Here is an 18830-nt window from a genome sequence, read left to right on the forward strand (position 1 = left end):
ATATGATTATGTAAATAAAAATAAGCCCTCGTTTTTTGAGGGCTTTTGTCATTTAGTCTTAATAATTTCAATCATTTCTTCAGTATCTGGGAAAACTCCGGTTTCAAGCTTGGAATAAATCTTATCCCCATTAACGGTCACTTCGAAAGCACCGCCTGAACTAGGAATTAGTTCTAATTTTTGTATGTCCCGATAAAAATGGTTAAAAAGCTCTTCCGCGAAACTCGCGGCTTTTGGTGCGTAGTTTCATTGCATACAAAATTCTACAATAACATGATAGTTTTTCACACGTTCACCCCCTATATTTCAGTTTTCCTATATCTAGATAGTAGAAATATTTTACTGTATTCCCTCCCCTTCTGCAAATGTTCTGCATGATTGGTGCGGATTTACACGGAAAGAGGTATACTATGAAAATGGAGGTGGACATGTTGAGTGAACAAGAGAAGATTCGCCTAACCTCTTTTTCGACAAAAGCTGGTTGAGGCTGCAAAATTGGTCCTGAGGACCTGGCGCAAGTTTTGCGTCAATTACCTAAACAAGAACCTGTCCCTGAATTGATTGTGGGGCTTGATACATCAGATGATGCGGGGGTTTATAAATTAACCGACTCCATTGCTCTCATACAAACGGTTGACTACTTTACGCCGATTGTCGATGATCCTTATATGTTCGGTCAAATTACAGCAGCAAATGCGTTAAGTGATGTCTATGCAATGGGTGGTCAACCAAAAACGGTTATGAATATTGTCGGCTTCCCAATTAAAAAGCTTGGAGCTGAAATGCTTTCCGATATCCTTCGCGGTGCGGCTGATAAAGTAAAAGAAGCAGGTGCGATTACGGTTGGCGGTCACTCCATTGATGACCAAGAACCTAAGTTTGGTTTATCTGTAACGGGGATCGTTCACCCTGACAAGGTATGGAAAAATATCGGCGCCAAACCTGGTGATGTTCTAGTGTTAACTAAACCGATTGGCGTTGGGATCTTAACCACTGGTATTAAAAGAAGTGCCGTAACTCTTGAACAAGAGCAGTTGGTTACAGAAACAATGGCAATGCTCAATAAGACGGCAGCTGAAGTATTGACCAATTATCAACCGCATTCTGTAACAGATGTAACGGGATTTGGTTTGCTTGGTCATGGCAGTGAGATGGCACGCGGCAGTGATGTGAGCTTTGAAGTTTACTGGAGTCAGGTGCCAATTTTGGAAGGTGCGGTTGAATTAGCGAAAAACGGTGTTGTTCCTGGAGGTTCTAAGTCCAATCATAAATGGATCAGTGATGATACGGTTTATGAGGATATTGCTTCAGAAGAGCAGCTTGTCCTTTGTGATGCAATCACTTCAGGCGGCTTGCTGGTTTCCATGAATGAAGTGGAAGCGAGAAGTTATGTGGACCAACTACATGCAAGCGGTGTTGTCCAAGCAGCGATCGTTGGCCGTGTCATAGAAAAACAAGAGAAACTTATTTATGTAAAAAGATAAACAGCGAAGCTGATCAGGCTCGCTGTTTCTTTTTTTTTGCTGGTTTGGTTTCCTACTTTTGGAAAATAAGCCATAAACTCATGAAAATGAGCCAAACATTAATAAAATGAGCCAAACACATGTAGAAATGGACCATACCCGGTTAAAAATCAGCCATAAAATCAAAAAAATGAGCCAAACGTGTTAACACAATCAAAAACCTGGGCCATTTTGGCTCAGGTTTCGATAATTTATAATTTCTCCCGCAGCTTCTCAATCATATCCTGCGTCATTTTATCCAAATCATATTCACATTTGAAGCCCCACTCTTCCCTCGCTGCACTAGCATCAATCGAATCTGGCCAGCTCTCGGCAATTCTCTGCCGAGCGGGATCTACCTTATAGTTAATCTCAAACCCTGGTATATACTTAGCGATACTCGCAGCAATATCCTCGGGGGCAAAACTCATCGCTGTGACATTAAAAGAATTACGGTGCTTGAGTTTAGATGGACCCGCCTCCATTAAGTCGATAATGGCGTTCAATGCATCCGGCATGTACATCATGTCCATAAAGGTACCTTTATTAAGATAGGAAGTATATTTTCCGTTTTTAACTGCTTCGTAATAAATTTCAACAGCATAGTCTGTTGTTCCCCCTCCAGGAAGGGTAACATGTGAGATTAGGCCGGGGAAACGCAATCCGCGTGAATCGACGCCAAATTTGTAATAATAGTAATCAGCTAACAATTCTCCGGCAACCTTATTGACCCCATACATTGTAGTCGGCCGCATAATGGTATCCTGAGGAGTATTATTTTTAGGTGTGGATGGTCCAAAAGCTCCAATTGAGCTAGGTGTGAAAAATTGGGCTTTCAGCTCCTTCGCCGTTTCAAGAGCATTCATCAGACCGCCCATATTTAAATTCCAAGCAAATACAGGTTTTGCCTCGGCTGTTGCTGAAAGGAGCGCAGCTAAATGCATCACTGTATCAACTTTGTATTTTTTGGCCGTCTCCATCATTTTGTTTAAATCAGTTACATCTACTAATTCAAAGGGGCCACTTTGGGCAGCTTCACTATCATTCTTCTTAATATCAGTAGCAATGACATGATCTGCTCCATAAATCTCCCTTAATCTTAATGTTAATTCTGATCCAATCTGCCCTAATGCGCCTGTGATTAAAATCCGCTTCATTGTTTCTCCGTCCTCTTCCCTTATGCTGAAAAATTCTGTATTAATGTATGGATACGTTACTTAATTGTGTAGAGTGTCTCTGTTTTCGTTTAAATAACGCCCATTTCCTTGCCGACTTTTTCATAAATGGCAATCGCTTGATCGAGCATTTCCTTAGAATGAGCGGCAGTTGGCATATTGCGGACGCGCCCAGTCCCCTTTTGTACAGTTGGAAACACGATCGCTTTTGCGTAAACTCCTTCTTCATTAAGACGTTTACTAAATTGTTGTGTGAGCGACTCGTCACCGATGATGCATGGTGTGATGGGAGTTTCGCTGTTGCCAATATTAAACCCTAGTTGTTTTAATCCCTTTTTCAAGTAATGGCCATTTGCCCACAGCTTCTTATTAAGATCGGTGCTTTCCATTAGGATTTCAATAGACCTTTTACATGCTGCCACGTCTGCAGGAGTTAAGGAGGTGGAAAATAGGAACGGGCGGCTGCGAACCTTCAACCAGTCAATCAGATTTTTCTTGCCAGCTACATAACCTCCAACAACACCTATAGCTTTTGATAAGGTCCCAATCTGAAAATCAATCTTATTGGAAAGCCCGAAATGCTTAACGGTCCCTGCCCCTTCCCCAAGGACGCCGGATCCGTGGGCATCATCTACATACGTAATTAAGTCAAACTCCTCTGCAATGTTTACGATTTCAGGTAATAAGGCAATATCACCATCCATTGAAAATACGCCATCGGTAATCACCATAATCTTGTTATATTGACCAAATTCCTTTGCTTCTTTGGCTTTAGCACGTAAATCCACCATATCAGAATGGTTGAATCGAATAATTTTTGCCTTTGAAAGTCGGCAGCCATCAATAATCGAGGCATGGTTTAATTCATCTGAAAGGATCGCATCGTACGAATCCATAACTGCAGAGATAGCGGCCATATTACAATTGAAGCCTGATTGGTAAGCAATCGCTGCCTCCGTATGCTTAAACTCGGCCAATTTTTCCTCTAACTCGACATGTAGTTTAAGGGTTCCATTGATGGTGCGAACTGCCCCTGCTCCGACACCGTATTTCCCAATGGCGTCATTTGCTGCATCTTTAAGTCTCTTATCTGTGGCTAAACCTAAGTAATTGTTAGAGGAAAGGTTAATTAATTCCTTGCCATTAATCGTAATGACTGGTCCATTTGGACTTTCCAGTGGATCGATGACATTATACAAACCTTTGCCCTTTAAGTCTTCGAGATTTTGATTTAAAAAGGTTTCTAAAATATGGCTGGACACAAAAAATCCCCCCTAAGTATTGTAGTTGGATTTGTAAAAAGAAAAAACACAATTGTCCTCACGACGTGGACATGAGTAAGCGCTTTAAACATTGACTAATAAAGGTTTCTAATGTGTATTTTATCAAATTTCCGGCCATATGTTCACTATATATGGACGATTATTTATTAAAAATATTTAATTACACAGGTTAAAATAGTTTATTTCTCCCAATATCTTATTCCTACAGCCAAACAAATCATTTCTTAATTCCTCCTTTTTCGTTATAATACACTTTGTACTATTTACACCTGCTCCTAAGAAAGGATGTCTATCATGACAGTCATAACTTCCGCCCTATATTACATTGTCATCGGTGCTGTGTTTATCTATCTTTTTATTTATGCTTATGATATCTTTTACGGTGAAAAACCGGAGAAGCAAATAAAAAAGATCCATAAACATTTCCGTAAAGAGACGATTAAAAACATTGATCGGTTGGAAATTGAACCGCGTAAATATACCCTCTACCAAGTCACCACAGACAACGGCAAAAAAAAGGTGAAATTAAAACCTGGTTATAAAGTGGTCAATATTGTTGCAAAAAAGGAAAATAACAAGAAACAGAAAAAAGGAACCGTTTAATGATTCGGTTCCTTTTTTCTGTTAATATCCTAGTTTTCCATCACCGCTTTAGTTGACACCCACACTTGTTAATTTCCCAGCAAAACTATTAATCTTTTGAAGTGCTTCCCTATATTCAAGTTCCAATCGGCCAATAATATCCGCAGCGGATTCAATTCGGTCAATTGCCCCTACTCCATGGCCGGCAGACCAGATATCCTTCCAGGCCTTGGCATTTGTTTCTTTTTGCATATCATCAAAGTTCACTTGGTCTTTTTTGACTAATTGTTTGGGGTCAAGCCCTGCTTTCTTAATACTCGGGATTAGCATGTTTGCTTTCACACCAGAAAACGCATCGGTTAATATCAAATCTTCTTGAGTGGCTTCTACAAGCATCTTCCGGTAATCATCGTTAGCCATACTTTCCGTTGCTACGATGAAACGTGTACCCATATAGGCAAGGTCGGCACCAGCCGCTTGAGCTGCTAAGATTCCCTTACCAGTGGAAATAGAACCGGCAAGAATGATGATTCCATCCCAAAATGACCGGACCATATCAACAAACGCAAAGCTGTTAATTTGCCCGGCATGACCGCCGGCGCCGCTTGCTACGAGGATGAGGCCATCAACACCTGCTTCGGCCGCTTTTTTAGCAAACTTTAAATCGCTTACATCTGAGAAGACAAGTCCGCCATACTCATGAACAATCTCCACTACATGTTTTGGACTTCCCAATGAAGTAATCACTAATTGCGGTTTATGTTTCTTAATTAAGTCAAGTTCATCCTGCAGGCGGCTATAAGAGCTATGTACCACCATATTCATGGCCCACGGAGCAATTTTTCGATTCGGCTCTTTTGCGCGTGCCTCGGCAAGCTCTTCATTTAACTGCCCCATCCACTGATCTAGCACCTCAATTGGTCTTGCGTTTGGCGCAGGAAATGATCCAATCACTCCGTTTAAACAGCATGCTTTAACGAGTTCGGTGCCTGACACCAAGAACATCGGTGCAGAAATAACGGGCAGCCGTAGTTGGTTCCACCAGCTTTCAGGTATTGTTTTTTGCAAAAATAAACCCCCTCCTTGATTGGAATATTCTGACTAAACATCTGTATTATAATAGTACTCGAAACTGAATGGCTATTCAATCTTTGTTTTTTGAACAGTGAAAAATGAATGAAAGTGCTTTCTAAGACGAATAATAGTCTATTATTTTTCGTTAATGTTCGTTTTTTGGTGAAAAAGTGATTGATTTCCCTTTCTACCATGTTATAATGTGATTACATAAAAGATAAGTTTCGCTCATATAATCGCGGGAATATGGCCCGCAAGTTTCTACCAGATTGCCGTTAACAATCTGACTATGAGTGGGTAATGTGATTAACCTATTATGCTTATTTCTACTATTTATGATGGAAATTAGAGCCCAATGGTCATTGCCTCACTCTATTAAAGTGTGAGTAATGACCATTGGGCTCTTTTTATTTTTCAGGGGGGATTTAACATTATGAGATTATTAGAGAAAAAAATTATTTCAGAAGGAAGGGTATTGTCAGATCAGGTCTTGAAGGTGGATTCATTTCTTAACCATCAAATCGACCCTTTCCTAATGAATGAGATTGGAAAAGAATTTGCCTCACGGTTCGCTAATGAAGGAATTACAAAAATCGTGACGATTGAATCTTCTGGTATTGCACCAGCAGTAATGGCTGGATTATATATGAATGCTCCTGTAGTTTTCGCTAGAAAAAGAAAATCTTTGACACTTACAGATGATTTACTTTCCGCGTCTGTCCATTCATTTACTAAAAATGAAACAAACGAAATCTCCATCTCCAAAAAATATTTAAATGAAGATGACCGAGTTCTAATAATTGATGACTTTCTTGCAAACGGACAAGCGGCACTTGGATTAGTGGAGATTGTCAAACAAAGTGGAGCCGAGGTAATGGGGATTGGAATTGTGATTGAAAAGTCCTTCCAGCAAGGAGCCGAAAAACTAAAAGAATGTGGCTTAAGGGTGGAATCCTTAGCAAGGGTCGCTTCCCTATCAAACGGAAAAGTTCAATTTATCAATGAAAAAGTGGAGGAATTAGTGTAATGAAACAAGGTCCATGGAAAACAGCTTCTTTAGGAATTCAACATGTTTTAGCAATGTACGCCGGGGCTGTTATTGTCCCGCTAATAATCGGCGGTGCACTTCATTTATCTGGTAAACAATTAGCTTATTTAGTTTCTTTAGATATTTTAACGAGCGGGATTGCCACTCTCTTGCAGGTATGGCAAAATCGTTACTTTGGAATCGGACTTCCAATCGTCCTAGGCTGTACATTTACGGCAGTTGGTCCAATCATTGCGATCGGCGGGCAATATGGTATGTCTGCGATCTATGGATCGATACTTGTTTCCGGAATCATTGTTATCCTGATTGCTTCCTTTTTTGGAAAGCTTGTCCGCTTCTTCCCTCCTGTTGTCACTGGTTCAGTTGTAACAATTATTGGAATTACACTTATTCCTGTTGCAATGAATAACGTGGCCGGGGGTCAAGGAAGCCCAGATTTTGGATCAGTAACAAATCTATGCCTAGCATTTGGTACATTATTATTTATCATTGTTCTTTATCGCTTTTTTAAAGGTTTCATCCGTTCAATCTCTATTTTGCTTGGATTGATGGCCGGTACCATTGCGGCATCACTTTTAGGCAAAGTTGATTTTTCTGCTGTTGGAGCGGCATCATGGTTCCACATGGTTGCTCCCCTGCATTTCGCTGTACCAACGTTTGAACTGGCTCCAATCATTACGATGACACTAGTTGCGATTGTAAGTCTCGTTGAATCAACAGGTGTTTATTTCGCATTAAGTGATATTACAGGAAGAAAATTAACCGAACAGGATTTGGTAAAAGGATATCGTGCAGAAGGCCTTGCTAGTATCGTAGGTGCACTATTTAACTCCTTCCCTTACACGACTTATTCGCAAAATGTTGGACTTGTTCAATTTTCCGGTGTGAAGTCGAAAAATGTGATCTATACAATGGCAGGTATTTTGATCTTTCTTGGATTTGTTCCTAAAATTGCTGCGTTAACAACGGTTGTGCATACCTCCGTACTAGGCGGTGCCATGGTAGCCATGTTTGGTATGGTTATTGCTTCCGGGATTAAAATGCTAAGCAAAGTGGATTTTTCATCTCAGGAAAACCTGTTAATTATTGCCTGCTCAGTTGCTGTAGGTCTAGGAGTTACAGCAGTTCCTAATTTATTTGATGCCCTTCCAGAAAGTGTGAAAATATTAACTAACAGTGGAATTGTTGCAGGAAGTTTAACGGCGATTTTACTCAATCTGATTTTTAATGTGGCAAAACCTAAGCAGCAAAGTCAAGCGGTAAACAATAGCAATCAAAGTGTGGCATAAAGATTCAATTTGTAAAGCATTATCCCACTATAGTGAAAAGACAACCACCAATCATAGTGACTGGTGGTTTGATTATTTTCTTTAAATATATTTATTTTTTACTACCTTAATATTAATGTTTCTATATCGAATTCCCCTGTATATGTACACTAATTCTTTTTGTGTGAAAAAATGCAATCTAAGTCCTCGATGTGCTAACGGATAATTTGCTTTCACAAATATTAGGGAACAAAAAGTACTAATAAATTCTAGTTTTCATCGTATATACAACCATTCAGATAAATGATGTTATGCATACACTGTTTTAAGGTTGTTTTAATAATACTTGAGTATATATCCATAAATCAATTTACTGAAATAAGAATACTGTAGAAAATTAATATTCTAGGAAGGGAGATGGAAAACATATACGATCATCAAGATGAGGAAAATAATAAAAGGAAAAATGAGATTGATTCCTTAAAATCTAGTTACTTATCTAAACAAGAAAATAAATCAATAAATTCATGGATTTTAAAAATAAAAAATAAAAGTAATATTAAAGATAGCAAAGAAATGAATGCGCATGTCAAAAAAGCTATTAAAGCTCTTCAGTTAAAATATACAATAATTGGAAATGGCAAGAATAGAATTGTGTTTGACCTTGAAAATGGTTATGTACTAAAGGTTGCCCTTAATAATTGGGGTATGAAGAGCAATAAAAAAGAATATAAGTTATTCTTCAATTCACCATCCCATATACGAAAACATTTATGTCCAGTAATAGAGTCTGGTTACGGATGGATTATAATGAAAAAAATGACACAAAAGATACCGTCAGATAAAGAATATGATAAAAAAATATCACAATTGATTAAGATATTTAAGGAAAATGGAATTGAACCAAAAGATATTAAAGAGAAGAATCTAGCACTTTCTGAAAACGGGGATTTTATAGTAATTGATTATGGTAATTTTATTGTAACTGGTGATTGACATACTTAATTATTTTTGTCGATTATTTTCAATAGAAGAAGCATGTTCTCTACCGGAAGCTTTAATGAAGAAAGAAACAAAAAAAGAGTGAACTACTTAATTAGCCCCACTTCACAAAACAAGGGATTCTAAGTAGTTCTTTTTAAGTTAGTTTACGATATTTAACCTTCAAAAAAATTCAGACGGGTTTATGCTAAAACCGTCTGATGATTTCTAGTATTCCTGATAAGCTGGTGTCAATAAACGAACTCCCTCCACTATTATCTGAACCTGTTCTGGAAGGAGAACTCCTGCCATTGCTTGCTGTATTTGATCTAGAAGAAGAACTACTTCCACTACTTGTTGTCATCGTTCCCCCCTGATTATCTGAACTTGAACCAGAAGATGTCTTTGTAATCGAAATTGGAGCAATTGTAACAGCTCCACCAAAGTTTACAATTCCCCCTGATATAGTACCAATAGATATTCCATCTTGATTGTACGCCGCCATTCAAACACTCCTTCCCTTATTCCCTATTATATGTACAAGGGATAGTGCTTGTTTAAACTTCTTCATCAACTCTTAGAAAAATAAAGCAGCACTTCGGATTCCGACATTTGCTCACAACGGAATTCAAAGGATGTTGGAAAATTCATTCTTGTGGGATTTAAACACACTTATTTGATTTCCAAGTAATTCACAATATTTTTCTGCTAAAAAATCTATTATGATGAATTAATGTATGAATTCTTGAACAAAGCGAGGATTACGAATAAAAATGAGCTTATTAACTGTTGAAAATTTATCCCATACATTTGGAGATCGCAAATTATTTAAGGATGTATCTTTTCGTTTATTAGCAGAAGATCATGTTGGATTAGTCGGCGCGAATGGTGTTGGTAAATCCACTTTAATGAATATTATTACGGGGCAATTGATTTATGACGGCGGCCGTGTAGAATGGACACCAGGCGTTCACTATGGCTATTTGGATCAACATACCGTGTTAACACCTGGCAAAACAATGAGAGATGTTCTTCGGGATGCCTTTCTTCCTCTTTTTGAAAAAGAAAAAGAATTGAATGAAGTTATCGCACAAATGGGAGATGCCTCACCTGAAGAGTTGGAAGTCTTATTGGAAAAAATGGGTGAAATCCAAGATGCTCTGGATGCAGGGGGTTTTTCTCACTAGATATTAAGATTGAAGAAGCAGCACGAGGATTAGGTTTGGATGCGATTGGCTTAGACCGCGATGTCAGCACACTAAGTGGCGGACAGCGTACAAAGGTCCTGTTAGCCAAGCTACTATGAACAGCCCAAGGTTCTATTACTAGACGAGCCAACCAACTATCTAGATGTTGAGCATATACGCTGGTTAACTTCATATCTAAAAGAATACCCATATGCGTTTATTTTAATTTCCCATGATACAGAATTTTTGAACCCTGTATCGAATGTTATTTTTCAATTAGAATTCTCTAAGCTTACCCGCTACACAGCAAGCTATGAAAAATTCCTAGAACTAGCGGAAATCAATAAAAATCAGCATATCAATGCCTATGAAAAACAGCAGGAATTTATTAAAAAACAAGAAGACTTTATTGCTAAAAACTAAAAACAAAGCACGGTATTCGACTACTGGCCGGGCTAAAAGCCGGCAAAAACAGCTGGATAGAATTGAGCGGATTGACCGTCCCGAAACTGGCGTAAAGGCTTCCTTCAGCTTTAAAGAGTCACGTTCCAGCAGCCGCTATGTGTTTGAAGCAAAAGATTTAGAGATTGGTTATACAAATCCATTGCTGCCGAAAATGAGTATGACGCTTGAACGCGGTGAAAAAGTGGCAATTATTGGCTGCAACGGTGTTGGTAAATCCACACTACTAAAAACCATGCTTGGAAAAATTGACCCGTTAAATGACAAGGTTGAACGCGGTGACTTCCTCTTCCCTTCTTATTTTGAACAAGAGGTAAAAGCCTGCAATATTACACCAATTGATGATGTTTGGAATGCCTTCCCTTCGATGGATCAGCATCAAGTTAGGGCTGCTCTTGCCCGCTGCGGTTTAAAAAATGAGCATATCTCACGACCGATGAATCAGCTGAGCGGTGGAGAGCAAGCAAAAGTGCGCCTTTGCAAGCTGATGATGTATGAAAGCAACTGGATTTTATTCGATGAGCCGACAAACCACTTGGATATTGATGCCAAGGCAGAATTAAACCGTGCCTTAAAAGAATATAAAGGTACGGTTGTGCTTGTTTGCCACGAACCTGATTTTTATGAAGATTGGGTAACCAAAGTATGGAATGTTGAAGAATGGCCACAAATGACAGTTTAAGAACGTGTACCAGCCCCTGCCTTTTAGCAGGGGTTTTTCATTTCCTATATTTACCTATACAGATAATCGATTGAGTTAGATAGAACAAATAGATTAAATGAATTTATTCGACAAATTTCTTTCTTTATAATGAGAAAGGCAATAGATAAAATTACTAAGAGGTGCGGACATTTATGAAGAAATGGCTTTCTATGTTAATATTAGTTATCCTCGTCTTTTCACTAGGTGCATGTAGCAGCCAAAAGGATGAAAAAGCAAGTGATGCAAAAAAAGAAACAACTGCAAAAGAAGTTTTCAAGATCGGTGCGATTCCTGACCAGAATGCTTCAGAACTTGATAAAGGCATGACGGCAGTTGCCGATTATCTTAGTCAAAAAACAGGAATGAAAGTAGAATTTGTACCATCTGTTGACTATGCTGCCCTTGTAACAGGGTTTCAACGCGGTGAAATTCATATGGCCTGGTTTGGCGGTTTAACAAGTGTTCAAGCGATCAGCCTTGTTCCTGGTGCTGAGTCTTTCGCACAGAGACCAAGAGATGCTGAATTCCACTCTGTTTTCATTACTCAGCCCAATTCAGGTATAACTAAGCTGGAAGATTTAAAAGGGAAATCGTTCACATTTGGCAGCGAAAGCTCCACTTCTGGACATTTAATGCCGCGTTATTACCTATCAGAAGCTGGAATTGACGCGAACAAAGACTTTGATGGAAAACCAAACTTCTCGGGTTCACATGATACTACTTATAAATTAGTAGAATCAGGTGCATTCAAAGCCGGTGCACTAAACGAAGCTGTTTGGCAAGCAGCCGTTAAAGATAAAAAAGTTGATACAAATAAAGTAAAAGTATTCTATACAACCCCTTCTTTCTATGACTATAACTGGACCATCAACAGCAATGTGGACGATGTCTTTGGAAAAGGCGCAACGAAAAAGGTAGAAAATGCGATTCTTTCCATTACAACAGATCAAAAAGAAATTACGGACTTTTTCCAAACCGATAAATTTATCGAAACTAAAAATAGTAATTATGAAAAGATTCAAAAGGTAGCAAAAGAATTAAACATCATTAAGTAGTAGGTGTCAGAGAAATGTCTTCAAAAAATATGATTGAAGCCAACAATTTAACAAAACATTTTGAGCGGAAGATAGCCTTATCTTCCCTTTCTTTTACCATAAAACAAGGTGAATTAGTCGCATTAATTGGACCAAGCGGAGCGGGTAAAACCACTCTGCTTAATTCAATTACTGGACTTGTGCCAATTACAGGAGGCGACCTTCTCATCGATGGCAAGCCCCTTTCTGCTTATAAAAAAGGAAAAATATTTGCTAAAAAGGTTGGCGTTATCCGCCAGCAATTCGATTTGATTGGGCCGCTTGCGGTTATCCATAATGTTCTAGCCGGAAAACTTTCTGAATGGGGAACCTTTAAGTCCCTTTTTTCATTATTAGTCCCACAGGAGAAAGAATTAGCGCTTAATGCATTAAAACGTGTCGGACTTCATGATAAGGCCTATGAAATTACCTCCACTTTATCAGGCGGTGAGCAGCAGCGTGTCGCCATGGCACGGTTGATGGTACAAAAACCGGAAGTCATTTTAGCCGATGAACCTGTTGCTTCATTAGATCCGGCCAGAGCCGATGACATTTTATCCATGCTGACAAAAATTGTCACAGAGGAAAACCAGACGTTAATTACCAGCCTCCATTCTGTTGAATACGCTAGAAAATATTTTACTAGAATCATTTCGATGAAAAATGGCGAGGTATTTTTTGACTTGCCAACCGAACAAGTAACAGATGACCACTTAGCTGAGTTATATCAAATAAAAAGCGGTGGTACCTTATGAAGTTAACCCGCTTATTTCGATTGCATAATCGCTTTCTCCTTTCTCTCCTCTTGGCAGCTATTTTTGTCTGGAGTCTTTTTTCGATACGGTGGAATGCGGATTTATTTCATTCCGGTGGGATTCCAACATTAATACAAATATTTGAAGGACTTTTTCATCCTGACCTATCCCCTGATGTTCTCGTACTCGGACTTGAATCTGCGTGGATTACATTAGCGTATGCTGTTGCAGGAATGTCGCTTGCGATCCTGTATGCTTTTATCGTGGGGATTCTTGCATCTGGTGTATTACCTTCTACGAATACATCGAAATGGGTTTCGAAGGTGTTCTTTAGAGGAATTTTAGGGTTTACCCGTTCGATACATGAACTCATTTGGGCATGGCTGTTTGTAGCAGCAGTTGGACTTTCCCCTTATGCTGCGATATTTGCCATAGCTATCCCTTACGGGGGAATCTTGGGCAGAATCTTTGCGGATATGCTAAATGATGTCTCGGAAGAGCCTATAAAAGCATTAAAAACATCGGGCGCGTCTAAACTTCAAACACTCATATATGGCTACCTTCCATTGATTTGGGCGGATATGATTAGTTACACGATGTACCGCTTTGAATGTGCAATCCGTTCTTCTGCCATTATGAGTTTTATTGGTCTTGGCGGCCTAGGTTATCAAATTCAGCTATCCCTTCAGGACTTAAGATATGATCGGGTTTGGGCCTTTGTGTTCTTTCTTATTGGACTCGTCATTTTAGTGGATTTATGGAGTAATTTTGTTCGCAGGGCCTTAATAGAGCGAAAGAAACAGCGCGGTTTCAGCTCTGGCTGGAGATCTGTCTGTTTCACCTTATTGCTTATAATCGGCTCATGGGTATTTATCAATATTAGTGAAAACGCACAATTTTTTGAGCTGCTTTCTGATAAGAACATCGAAGCGGCCAAAAGATTTTTCGGAGGGCTAATTGGAATTGGTGTTGAACATCCGGCATTCCTTGATGGAGAAAGCTGGTCTGCAGCGTTAAAGCTTACCTTAGAAACACTTGAAATGAGTATTATGGCGATAGGTTTCGCCACCATTGCCGCACTTCTTACAGTGGTTCCGGCGGCTCGAAACATCGCCAATGGAAAGTTAAGCGGATCTATAAAATGGTACAATTGGCTCCTTTATGGCGTGGTCCGCCTCGCTTATATTTTTTCCAGGGCAGTTCCTGAGCTAGTTTGGGCGATGATGATTATCTTTATTTTTAAACCGGGTTTATTACCAGGCGCGATTGCCCTTGCCCTTCATAATTTTGGGATATTGGGGAAACTTTGGGCTGAAGTAATTGAAGACATGGACTCCCGCCCCATTCGGAATTTGGCAGTTGCGGGTGCATCTAAAACAGAATCGTTCTTTTATGGAATCCTGCCGATTGTCATGCCTAGATTTCTTACCTATATCCTCTATCGCTGGGAAGTGATTATGAGGACAACCATCGTTGTTGGGTTTGTCGGGGCAGGCGGTTTAGGAATGGACTTTAAGCTTGCGATGAGCTTTTTCAATTACACACAAATAACCTTGCTGCTCTTATGTTATATGATTCTTGTAATAATTGCGGACTTTGCCTCAGAAAGCACGAGAAAAGCAGTGAAATAGGTAAAAAAACACATCTTCCTGTTAAGATGTGTTTTTTTGTATGATCTATCATTAACTAGATTGATGCTATCATGTTGCTAGCATATTAATAGTAATCAACTATCCAAGATTAGCTGGGCTTTTTATCAATTTCTTTTGGCTGTTGTGCTTTTCGAACCAACATACCTCCATCAAAATGCAGACCAAAAGTCGTGACAATTTCGGCTGCCTCCTCATAATTGGAAATTTGTCCGTTTGCCTTCCATTTCAAAGAATAGGATTCATTGTAAGCTAATAACGCATTTGTCTGCATACTATTTCCAGTCAAGGAAATAATGGGATTTATATGCTTGTTTTAACACGTCTATATCCTTTATCCTTATAAAGAATGTACTGTTTTTTTACAGCGGGGGTGAGAATAGTTGGAAACAAAAAAGGCTTTACCTATATTATTTCTTGTTATGTTCTTGGTAATGGTTGGTTTCGGAATTATTATTCCAGTTTTGCCGTTTTATGCAAAGGAAATTGGGGCAAATCCTACTGAACTCGGCCTATTAATGGCGGTTTATTCGCTTATGCAGCTTATTTTTGCTCCCATTTGGGGTCAGGTCTCCGATCGAATCGGGAGAAAGCCGGTGATGATGCTTGGAATAGCCGGTTTAGCGATTTCCTTTTTCATCCAAGCCATATCAACGCAATTGTGGATGTTGTTTGCGGCAAGAATACTTGGAGGAATTCTGTCCTCAGCAAATATGCCAACTGCCATGGCCTATGTCGCCGATATCACTACAGAGGAAAATAGAGGCAAAGGTATGGGGATCATAGGAGCTGCGACAGGACTAGGCTTTGTCTTTGGCCCAGCGATAGGCGGCATTTTTTCAAGAATCAGCTTAATTATGCCCTTTTATCTTGCAAGCGGGTCATCGTTGATCACCTTATTTCTTGTACTGATTTTACTTAAGGAATCAAAACAGAAAGGCAGTGAAACGATACAGAAAAAACCATCTATTTGGAAAGCACTCAATGGTCATACTTCTATTCTGTTTTTTGTACAGTTTCTCATTTCTTTATCACTATCCGGGCTTGAAGCAACATTTGCTTATTTTGCCGCTAAAAGAGCGGGCCTCGACTCTATTCAGCTTGGCTATATTTTCATGATCATGGGATTCGGAAGTGCCCTTGTTCAAGGTGGGTTAGTAGGCAGATTAACGAAAAAATACGGCGAGAGTTCTGTCATTCAAGGTGGGATGATTGTTTCTGCGGTAGGGTTTGGTCTTATCCTGCTTGTTCATAGTTTTTCTACTGCTGCCATTTTTCTAACAATATTTGGATTAGGTAATGGTGTGATTCGACCAAGTGTTTCTTCCCTCTTGACGAAGACATCGGCCACTGGTCATGGACGGGCGACAGGTTTATTGTCTTCTTTTGATTCGTTAGGCAGGATCATTGGACCGCCACTTGGCGGTTGGTTATTTTCTTTAACGATCGGACTTCCTTACATTTCAGGAGTTGTTATTACATTCGTTGCCCTAGTATTATTTCTTATCTTTCGGCCTCAGGTGAATCCTGTTAAAGTAAGGAGCCTTTAATAAAATAGGCATATGTTTAATGGACATGCATAAAATGGGTTTGAGGATTCAATCGAAGTGAGGAGCATAAACATGAAAAGAAAAAACTTTATCAGTGTTTTTTTTGCTGTGATTCTCTTGGGCTTTTCGGCTTATCTTGATTCGCCATACTCATTCCTGAATAAAAACTATGCCTATTCAAACGACCAGCCTGCCGCAGCCGTGCCAGCGGCGGAGGAACCATCAACGGACATTCCTGCTACGGAAGAACGATTGGTGAAACGTGAAAGGAAGAATGGCTACATCTTTGAAACATACGAGGAATATGAAGTTTATAAAGACAAAGACGGACATATTTTAAAAAGTGAAGCGACTGGACAAACGGATACCCTTAAATATTGGGATTATGGCAAAAGCAAACGAATAAGTAAGTAAAGACCGCTGGGAATTTAGCGGTCTTTTTTGTTGATTAATTGCAATGCTCCATCCAAATCATTTGTGGGCTTGTTACAAACAAAATTTTCGCAAACATAAATAGTTGTCTTGGAATCTAAGATCTGATAATCTTTCGTGAATGGCGCTGCTTCCGCTAATTCAGTCTGGTCACTACTTATCAAGTAAGTTATCTCTGGATGAAATTCTTGCTGCAACTCACGTAGTAGGTCATCGTAATTTTTATCTCGTGATAGGACAATGACTTCCTTCATAGCCATTTGTGTTATCAAATAACTTTGCAATAACAAGGTATGGCCAGTGGGGTAGCTTGTTAAATCTTCAGAAAACACATCGTATAATTTCTGCACCTTTTCTTCTAACTCATAGTCACCTGTCAGGCGTGACAACCGGATCATTTGCATCGCGGCCACGCTGTTTCCGGACGGGATTGCACCATCATAGACTTCTTTTTGGCGTACTAATAGTTCCTCATTATCACTTCCACTAAAGAAAAAGCCTCCAGCCTGTTTGTCCCAGAACAGTTCAATCATGTCATTTGTCAACTTAATTGCTTTTCTTAAATACTTTAGTTGTAATGTGCTCTCGTACATTTCAATATAGGCCCATACCATAAAGGCATAATCATCGATGAAACCTTTATTCTTGACTTCTCCATCGCGGTAACGTACCATCAAACGATCATCTATGATGAGTTTGTTTTCAATAAAGGATATCGCCCTTTCTGCCGCCCATAGATATTCCTCCTTTGCGAAAACCCTTCCTGACTTCGCAAGGGAAGCGATCATTAATGCATTCCATGATGTAAGAATCTTATCATCCTTATGGGGGTGCACTCTTTTCTCTCTGTGCTCAAATAGCCTTTGTCTAGCCTCTTGCAGCTGTTTTTTTAGGGTTTCAACAGGTAGATTATTTTGTGAAGCGTATGTGATTAAATCTACATTTATTAAGTTTGGTATGTTCTTACCTTCGAAATTTCCATGTTCAGTTATGTCATATATCTGGCAATATAAGCCTCCTAATTCTTCTCCCAATATCTTCATGACTTCATCGGGTGTCCAAACATAAAACTTTCCTTCTTCCCCTTCCGAGTCTGCATCCTCGGCTGAATAGAACCCGCCTTCGCCATGCTGCATATCACGGAGTATATAAGTGAAGATTTGTTCGGCAACTTGTTTAAAATGGTCAGATTTTGTATTCTGATAGGCTTCTGTATAGGCCATCGCCAAAAGGGCATTATCATAGAGCATTTTTTCAAAATGTGGAACAAGATAATATTCATCAACGGAATAGCGTGAAAATCCGAAACCAACGTGATCGTAAATTCCTCCTCGGGCGAGTCCATCCAGGGTTTTAGCCACCATATCAAGAGCATGCTCATCATTTTGGTATTTATAATACCGCAAAAGAAACATTAATGTATGCGGCATCGGAAACTTCGGGGCTTCACCAAAACCTCCATATTTACCATCGAACCGTTCAACAAAATCGTCAAAGCAATTCTCAATTACCTCTCTTGTTAGTTTTACAGGTTTCCCAGCTTGCTGCTCGGGTCTTAATGCCTCGAGGACACTTTCTACTACTTCGTTTATATGCTCAGGATCTTGGAGGTATTTATTCGATAAACCTACTATTAGGTCCTTGAATCCTGGTTGTCCGTAGCGAGCCTCTTTCGGAAAGTAGGTCCCAGTATAAAAAGGGACTTTTTCAGGCGTCATATAGACGCTCATCGGCCACCCTCCATGTCCCGTCATCATCTGACAAACTTGCATGTAAATCGAATCAATATCTGGCCGTTCCTCTCGGTCTACTTTTATCGACACGAATCGATCATTTAATAATTTGGCCACCTCTTCGTTCTCAAAACTCTCTTTTTCCATTACATGGCACCAATGGCAAGTACTATATCCAATACTAACAAAAACCGGCTTGTTTTCTTTTTTAGCTTTCTCGAAAGCTTCTGCTCCCCATGGATACCAATTGACAGGGTTGTGTGCATGCTGCAGTAAATAAGGAGATTTTTCCTGTAGCAGAGCATTTGTATATCTTTGATTTTTCATTTTATTTGCGCTCACCTTCCAAAAAATATCTTATTAGTTATTTTCC

17 protein-coding genes, 1 pseudogene and 1 riboswitch are annotated in these 18830 nt (G+C 39.4%); of the genes and pseudogenes, 11 read left to right on the forward strand and 7 right to left on the reverse strand.

Annotation, left to right across the window (positions count from 1 at the left end; translation table 11 throughout):
- Positions 1–48 precede the first annotated feature (48 nt).
- Complete coding sequence (locus M3226_RS32755) at positions 49–255, reverse strand: Rdx family protein (protein WP_374110630.1); 207 nt, start codon at positions 253–255, stop codon at positions 49–51.
- A 173-nt stretch (positions 256–428) separates the two neighbouring features.
- Between M3226_RS32755 and selD the strand changes: the two genes are divergently transcribed.
- Positions 429–1484 (forward strand): selenide, water dikinase SelD, encoded by a 1056-nt coding sequence (selD, locus tag M3226_RS17665; protein ID WP_374110631.1) that lies wholly within the window; start codon positions 429–431, stop codon positions 1482–1484.
- Positions 1485–1714: 230 nt separating this feature from the next.
- On the opposite strand, the gene M3226_RS17670 is transcribed toward selD, so the two are convergent.
- Entirely contained in the window at positions 1715–2659 is a 945-nt protein-coding gene (locus tag M3226_RS17670; RefSeq protein ID WP_251567514.1) for an L-threonine 3-dehydrogenase, read from the reverse strand.
- Positions 2660–2748: 89 nt separating this feature from the next.
- Complete coding sequence (locus M3226_RS17675) at positions 2749–3939, reverse strand: glycine C-acetyltransferase (protein ID WP_251567516.1); 1191 nt, start codon at positions 3937–3939, stop codon at positions 2749–2751.
- 315 nt (positions 3940–4254) lie between these two features.
- Here M3226_RS17675 and M3226_RS17680 point away from each other — a divergent pair, with 315 nt between their 5' ends.
- Positions 4255–4563 (forward strand): hypothetical protein, encoded by a 309-nt coding sequence (locus tag M3226_RS17680; protein WP_251567518.1) that lies wholly within the window; start codon positions 4255–4257, stop codon positions 4561–4563.
- A 48-nt stretch (positions 4564–4611) separates the two neighbouring features.
- Here M3226_RS17680 and M3226_RS17685 read toward each other — a convergent pair whose 3' ends face one another.
- A complete protein-coding gene (locus M3226_RS17685; RefSeq protein ID WP_251567520.1) occupies positions 4612–5610 on the reverse strand; it encodes an NAD(P)H-dependent flavin oxidoreductase in 999 nt (332 codons plus the stop codon).
- A gap of 214 nt (positions 5611–5824) precedes the next feature.
- Positions 5825–5926, forward strand: a riboswitch (purine riboswitch).
- Positions 5927–6049: 123 nt separating this feature from the next.
- Between M3226_RS17685 and M3226_RS17690 the strand changes: the two genes are divergently transcribed.
- The 3 genes from M3226_RS17690 (at position 6050) to M3226_RS17700 (ending at position 8928) form a co-directional block, all read left to right on the forward strand.
- Positions 6050–6643 carry a xanthine phosphoribosyltransferase gene (locus M3226_RS17690; protein ID WP_251567522.1) on the forward strand — a complete coding sequence of 198 codons (594 nt, stop codon included), beginning with the start codon at positions 6050–6052 and terminating at the stop codon, positions 6641–6643.
- Complete coding sequence (locus tag M3226_RS17695) at positions 6643–7953, forward strand: nucleobase:cation symporter-2 family protein (RefSeq protein ID WP_251567524.1); 1311 nt, start codon at positions 6643–6645, stop codon at positions 7951–7953. Before M3226_RS17690 ends, M3226_RS17695 begins: the two co-directional genes overlap by 1 nt.
- A 396-nt stretch (positions 7954–8349) precedes the next feature.
- Complete coding sequence (locus M3226_RS17700; RefSeq protein ID WP_251567526.1) at positions 8350–8928, forward strand: hypothetical protein; 579 nt, start codon at positions 8350–8352, stop codon at positions 8926–8928.
- 193 nt (positions 8929–9121) lie between these two features.
- Here the strand turns inward: M3226_RS17700 and M3226_RS17705 are convergent, their stop codons facing one another.
- Positions 9122–9418: a hypothetical protein gene (locus tag M3226_RS17705; protein ID WP_251567528.1), complete on the reverse strand. Its 297-nt coding sequence runs from the start codon at positions 9416–9418 to the stop codon at positions 9122–9124.
- Positions 9419–9686: 268 nt separating this feature from the next.
- Here M3226_RS17705 and M3226_RS17710 point away from each other — a divergent pair.
- From M3226_RS17710 to M3226_RS17725, 4 genes and pseudogenes are all read left to right on the forward strand, one after another.
- Positions 9687–11244: pseudogene (locus tag M3226_RS17710) on the forward strand (ABC-F family ATP-binding cassette domain-containing protein).
- A 173-nt stretch (positions 11245–11417) separates the two neighbouring features.
- The gene (locus M3226_RS17715; RefSeq protein ID WP_251567530.1) at positions 11418–12320 is read left to right on the forward strand and encodes a putative selenate ABC transporter substrate-binding protein; all 903 of its coding nucleotides are present in this window, start codon (positions 11418–11420) and stop codon (positions 12318–12320) included.
- A 14-nt stretch (positions 12321–12334) separates the two neighbouring features.
- Complete coding sequence (locus M3226_RS17720) at positions 12335–13093, forward strand: phosphonate ABC transporter ATP-binding protein (protein WP_251567532.1); 759 nt, start codon at positions 12335–12337, stop codon at positions 13091–13093.
- Positions 13090–14724 carry a PhnE/PtxC family ABC transporter permease gene (locus M3226_RS17725; RefSeq protein WP_251567540.1) on the forward strand — a complete coding sequence of 545 codons (1635 nt, stop codon included), beginning with the start codon at positions 13090–13092 and terminating at the stop codon, positions 14722–14724. The genes M3226_RS17720 and M3226_RS17725 overlap by 4 nt, the downstream gene beginning before the upstream one ends.
- Before the next feature lie 109 nt (positions 14725–14833).
- On the opposite strand, the gene M3226_RS17730 is transcribed toward M3226_RS17725, so the two are convergent.
- A complete protein-coding gene (locus M3226_RS17730; protein WP_251567542.1) occupies positions 14834–15016 on the reverse strand; it encodes a hypothetical protein in 183 nt (60 codons plus the stop codon).
- Positions 15017–15125: 109 nt separating this feature from the next.
- Here M3226_RS17730 and M3226_RS17735 point away from each other — a divergent pair, with 109 nt between their 5' ends.
- On the forward strand, positions 15126–16292 hold the full coding sequence (locus tag M3226_RS17735) for an MFS transporter (protein ID WP_251567544.1): 1167 nt from the start codon (positions 15126–15128) through the stop codon (positions 16290–16292).
- Between the two features lie 72 nt (positions 16293–16364).
- A complete protein-coding gene (locus M3226_RS17740; protein ID WP_251567546.1) occupies positions 16365–16706 on the forward strand; it encodes a hypothetical protein in 342 nt (113 codons plus the stop codon).
- 14 nt (positions 16707–16720) lie between these two features.
- Here M3226_RS17740 and M3226_RS17745 read toward each other — a convergent pair whose 3' ends face one another.
- Positions 16721–18784: a thioredoxin domain-containing protein gene (locus M3226_RS17745; RefSeq protein ID WP_251567548.1), complete on the reverse strand. Its 2064-nt coding sequence runs from the start codon at positions 18782–18784 to the stop codon at positions 16721–16723.
- Positions 18785–18830 lie beyond the last annotated feature (46 nt).

This window comes from Neobacillus cucumis (assembly GCF_023715505.1).

Coding starts and splice junctions, on each gene's coding strand:
- M3226_RS17680 (WP_251567518.1), top strand. CDS start 4,255: ATGACAGTCATAACTTCCGCCCTATATTACATTGTCATCGGTGCTGTG.
- M3226_RS17725 (WP_251567540.1), top strand. CDS start 13,090: ATGAAGTTAACCCGCTTATTTCGATTGCATAATCGCTTTCTCCTTTCT.
- M3226_RS17705 (WP_251567528.1), bottom strand. CDS start 9,418: ATGGCGGCGTACAATCAAGATGGAATATCTATTGGTACTATATCAGGG.
- M3226_RS17695 (WP_251567524.1), top strand. CDS start 6,643: ATGAAACAAGGTCCATGGAAAACAGCTTCTTTAGGAATTCAACATGTT.
- M3226_RS17745 (WP_251567548.1), bottom strand. CDS start 18,784: ATGAAAAATCAAAGATATACAAATGCTCTGCTACAGGAAAAATCTCCT.
- M3226_RS17740 (WP_251567546.1), top strand. CDS start 16,365: ATGAAAAGAAAAAACTTTATCAGTGTTTTTTTTGCTGTGATTCTCTTG.
- M3226_RS17720 (WP_251567532.1), top strand. CDS start 12,335: ATGTCTTCAAAAAATATGATTGAAGCCAACAATTTAACAAAACATTTT.
- M3226_RS17730 (WP_251567542.1), bottom strand. CDS start 15,016: ATGCAGACAAATGCGTTATTAGCTTACAATGAATCCTATTCTTTGAAA.
- M3226_RS17670 (WP_251567514.1), bottom strand. CDS start 2,659: ATGAAGCGGATTTTAATCACAGGCGCATTAGGGCAGATTGGATCAGAA.
- M3226_RS17700 (WP_251567526.1), top strand. CDS start 8,350: ATGGAAAACATATACGATCATCAAGATGAGGAAAATAATAAAAGGAAA.
- M3226_RS17715 (WP_251567530.1), top strand. CDS start 11,418: ATGAAGAAATGGCTTTCTATGTTAATATTAGTTATCCTCGTCTTTTCA.
- M3226_RS17690 (WP_251567522.1), top strand. CDS start 6,050: ATGAGATTATTAGAGAAAAAAATTATTTCAGAAGGAAGGGTATTGTCA.